The sequence below is a fragment of the Streptomyces sp. NPDC002785 genome (assembly GCF_040295565.1).
GTDB lineage: Bacteria > Actinomycetota > Actinomycetes > Streptomycetales > Streptomycetaceae > Streptomyces.
In genome coordinates this window covers 1-3723 of sequence record NZ_JBEOVN010000347.1, presented here as the reverse complement: position 1 = coordinate 3723, position 3723 = coordinate 1, and the positions used below count along the sequence as shown (strand labels likewise).

Sequence of the window (3723 nt, the reverse complement as noted above, 5' to 3'; positions counted from 1 at the left end):
TGCCGTACCCGAAGGCGGTGTGGTTGGCGTCGAAAGCGGAGGTCGCGATGGTGTTCTCGGCCTTGGAGAGCGCCATGCCGGCGAACGCCGTGTTGCGGTGACCACCCCAGCTGGTGTCGAAGAACCGGGTGCCCCGAGGGGACAGCCCGCAGCCGTTGTTGGTGTCCATCACATACATGCCGTCCGCCGGGCAGGCCTTGTTCAGGTCACCGCCCGACATGACGATGGCGGCGGAGTTCGGCGCGGGACCGGCTGGCGCGCGGTCGCCGAAGCGGTCGCGGAAGGCCAGCGCAGCATCGAGCCGTCGGTCTCGAAGGCGATCTCGCCCAACTCCGGTTCGGGTTTGGCGATGGTGGAGTTGCCACACGGCCGGCCGTTCTGCGAGACCGGGTAGGTGCTCGTCCACGGGAACCAGCCCGCGCCGTCGCACGGGCCAGCGCCGACCGTCGAGCCGCGCGGGTAGTCCAGCGGCTGGTTCAGCACGGCCTTCTGGAAGGCGCCGGTGCCCAGGTCGAAGGGCAGAACCACCGCGCGCAGGTCCGAGACCTTCCCGGTGGACTCGCCGGAGCAGACCCCGCCGAGGTAGCCGGTGCCGTCCTGCATCCCCAGGCCGAAGGGGCGCCAGTCCCCGGCCGCCGGGCAGCCCGGGTCCGGGATCGTGTAGACGGCCTTCGGCGCCGCCGCGGTCGCCACCGTGGCGTCATAGCGGTAAAGCTTGCGGTTATTGAGGTTGACGACGAAAAGGTCCCTGCCGTCATCGGTGATCTTGATGCCGCCCAGGCTCTCCTTGCCCGGCACGGCGAGGAAGGCGTCGTCAGTACCCGAGCCGTGCGCCGTCGCCCCCGCGTCCGGGACGACGGTGAACAGGGTGGTCTTCTTCTGCGCACGGTCGGTCACATAGATCCCCCGGCGCCGCCCGGACCGTAGTCCGTGGTGCGCTTGGCCAGCGCCGAGGAGAACACCCGCTTGTCGGCCTTGTTCCACGCGATGCCGAACAACGTGCCGGTCTCGGCGTTGGTGGCGATGTTCGTGACGTTGACGTCGACGCCGTCCTGGCCGCGCGCGTCGTACGGGAAGGAGACCAGCGTGCGCTGAGTCCCGCCCTCGCGCTTGGGGGGCTGACACGTCGTCACCAGCGGTGCGTTCTTCTGGCAGTAGTCACCCGGACTCCACAGTCCGGTGGTGTACGCCACACTCTTCCCGCCGGAGAGGTCGACGAACTCCTCATTGCTGCTCAACTGGTTGGGCGCACCGTCCAGCCCCTGGCGCGAGGCGAAGGCCGGGAACAGCACACCCGGCTTCGGATTCACCACCTGCACACGGTACTTGCCGCTGGTGGTCCCGCCCGCCGCCGGAGTCAGGGTCACGGTGCCGTCGGCCGCCGTGACCCCCTCGATGCCCACCCCGGCATCGTCGGTGAGGGTCACCTTGACGCCCGCGATGCCTGGTTCCAGCGCGGGTGTCCACACAGCGCTGTTGTCCACGGCCCGGATCACCCGGACCGTCACCGATCCGTCCCCTGCCTGCGAGTGCGCCGCAGGCGCCACGGCTAACGAGCCACTACCGATTCCCAAGGCGAGCGCGGCCAGACAGCCAACGGTGCGGCGACCGAGCATGCCCGGCCGTCGCCGACGCGGCTCGGGCGCGGCTCCCTTCGCTTGTTCATTCGTAGATGTCATCTCCTGCTCTCAGCGTTCAGATGGGCCTGATGCCCTGCTCGTGGGAGAGTACATAGAGATACGGAGAACCGCCTTGCCCAGCGATCTTAGAAGGGCTTTGGGCAAGATCGTGGCGGAATGGCGAACTCGTCCTCCGCCAAACGTTCGTGCAACGGCCTCCGAGCGCATCGCGGGCGGGGCGGCGACGTGGCGAGCGAGGCTCGCGCGCCTGTCGCACCGGTCGCTTCGGACGCGGACGAATTCCGGGTTCCGGCCGAACTCGACGACGACACAGTCACCGTGATCGTTCGCTGGATCCGCACCGCCATTCGCAGTTCCGGCGAGCACGCCCAGAAGAACGCCGTACCGCACTGACTCTCACGGCGCCAGGCAGGTGAAGGGAGCACGACCGGAAATGACCGGGCCCCTCGGCCGTCGGCTGGATGCAGGCCCCCGCCCGCTTCATGCCCACTCGCCAGGCCGCACCGCGTACCCCTTTCGAGCGGGTCCGAGGCGGTCACCCGGGCGTACCGGCCGAACTCCCCCGGCGCGTCCGGTACTTGGACCATCCCGACGTGCGGTTCGCGCTGCGCGTGCTGCTTCCCGACGTACAGATCGACACCCCGCCCGGCTCCGGCGCGGCGCGGGCCTGGCTCAGCGACGGCCGTTCCTCCTGGGCCACGCTCGACCAGGGCAGCGCCGCGGTGGATGTACGCCGGGGCGGTCCGCGGAACCTGGCCGACGAGGTCGCCCCTGGCAGGAATGGGAGCGGCGCGGGGGACCCGGCTTGTTCGACTTCGGGCTGTACGTCACCCCCGACGCCCAGCGTCTTCACCGGTGACGACCCGCACGGTCCCCGCTGGGAACCGCTCGTGCGAGCGGATCCCGCTTCCGCCGTGGGGTAGCCGAGACCCGGAGCATGCGTCTCGGTGTTCCCGCGCCCCTTCGCTGGCGGGCTTTGCCTGCCGCTGTCTGCGGTAACGGCCTTTGCGGGCAGGAGGTTAGCTCTTGCGGGCGACGAAGCCCCACTGGTCGACGGGATCGTGCTCCGGGTCGGAGCGCCAGTTGCTGATGGATCCGAAGCCGGGCTCGACCAGTTCCATCCCGTCCGCGCTCGCGAGGATCTCCTCCGGTTGACGTACCAGGTAGGGGGGTGTGTCTCCCTTTGCGTAGGCTTCCTGGGCTGCCAGTGTCTGGGGCGTGGCAATGGTGTCGCACAGGACCAGGTGGCTGCCGGGTACGACGGCGTGCATGTACTGGCGCGTCAGCTGAATGCCGGTTTGTGGTTCGACGTGCCCCAGGGTCGACAGAATCATGACCGCCACCGGGCGTGTCATGTCCAGGGTGCGTGATGCTGCCTGGAGTACCGGTTCGGCGTCACGCAGGTCTGCGTGGATGTAGTCGGTCATGCCCGCGGGTGCGCTGGTGAGCAGGGCGCGGGCGTGGGCCAGGACCAGGGGGTCGTTGTCGACGTAGACGATGCGGGCCTCTGGTCGGATGCTCTGGGCGACTTCGTGGGTGCTGTCGTGTACGGGCAGGCCGGTTCCGAGATCGAGGAACTGGTCGACGCCCTGTTCCGCGAGGTAGCGCACCGCGCGTGCCTGGAAGGCCCGGGAGGCTCGGGCGAGTTCGCGCGCCGGTGGATACGTCGCCATGACCTGCTCGCCCAGTGCCTGGTCGACGGGGTAGTGGTCCTTCCCGCCGATCCAGTAGTTCCACACTCGGGCCGAGTGCGGAACTCCGCTGCGGACCTCGGCTGCTGACTGCTCAGTCATTTTCGGCTCTCGTCTCGTGGTGTCAGGGGCCCTTAGCCGGCGTCGGGTTCAGCTGTCTCGTATGGATGCGCTGAGAGAGAACGTCTCTGCTGTGAGGCAACGGGCGTTCGTCGCTGCAGTCTAGGCACTGCTTCTCGGATCTCCTGACCTAGGTGGAGGGTTGGGGTCAGGCTGGTTTTGTGACTCCTCCCCGCCCTGAAGGACTCCGTTGGGAAATCCGCAAAGCGGCGGTCTGTAGTGGTCGGGATGGCATGATCGTCTTGTCTGTGGGCGGGAGGGGTCGGGGTGTC

At 68.5% G+C, this 3723-nt stretch carries 6 protein-coding genes; 2 read left to right on the top strand and 4 right to left on the bottom strand.

Annotated elements, in window-relative coordinates:
• From ABTZ94_RS36690 to ABTZ94_RS36680, 3 genes are all read right to left on the bottom strand, one after another.
• The coding region (locus ABTZ94_RS36690; RefSeq protein ID WP_351207656.1) for a hypothetical protein at positions 1-220 on the bottom strand (220 nt) is incomplete at its 3' end.
• The gene (locus tag ABTZ94_RS36685; protein WP_351207654.1) at positions 202-897 is read right to left on the bottom strand and encodes a hypothetical protein; all 696 of its coding nucleotides are present in this window, start codon (positions 895-897) and stop codon (positions 202-204) included. The genes ABTZ94_RS36685 and ABTZ94_RS36690, both read right to left, overlap by 19 nt.
• Positions 894-1508, bottom strand: a complete 615-nt coding sequence (locus tag ABTZ94_RS36680; RefSeq protein WP_351207652.1) for a hypothetical protein — start codon at positions 1506-1508, stop codon at positions 894-896. The genes ABTZ94_RS36685 and ABTZ94_RS36680 overlap by 4 nt, the downstream gene beginning before the upstream one ends.
• A 357-nt stretch (positions 1509-1865) precedes the next feature.
• On the opposite strand from ABTZ94_RS36680, the gene ABTZ94_RS36675 reads away from it, so the two are divergent.
• The gene (locus ABTZ94_RS36675) at positions 1866-2033 is read left to right on the top strand and encodes a hypothetical protein (protein ID WP_351207650.1); all 168 of its coding nucleotides are present in this window, start codon (positions 1866-1868) and stop codon (positions 2031-2033) included.
• 89 nt (positions 2034-2122) lie between these two features.
• Positions 2123-2563, top strand: a complete 441-nt coding sequence (locus ABTZ94_RS36670; protein ID WP_351207648.1) for a methyltransferase domain-containing protein — start codon at positions 2123-2125, stop codon at positions 2561-2563.
• Positions 2564-2659: 96 nt separating this feature from the next.
• Here the strand turns inward: ABTZ94_RS36670 and ABTZ94_RS36665 are convergent, their stop codons facing one another.
• Positions 2660-3433: an SAM-dependent methyltransferase gene (locus tag ABTZ94_RS36665; protein ID WP_351207646.1), complete on the bottom strand. Its 774-nt coding sequence runs from the start codon at positions 3431-3433 to the stop codon at positions 2660-2662.
• Positions 3434-3723 lie beyond the last annotated feature (290 nt).

Bases quoted from the DNA above. Each gene is read 5' to 3' on its own strand.
- ABTZ94_RS36665 (WP_351207646.1), bottom strand. From the start codon at position 3,433: ATGACTGAGCAGTCAGCAGCCGAGGTCCGCAGCGGAGTTCCGCACTCG.
- ABTZ94_RS36670 (WP_351207648.1), top strand. From the start codon at position 2,123: ATGCCCACTCGCCAGGCCGCACCGCGTACCCCTTTCGAGCGGGTCCGA.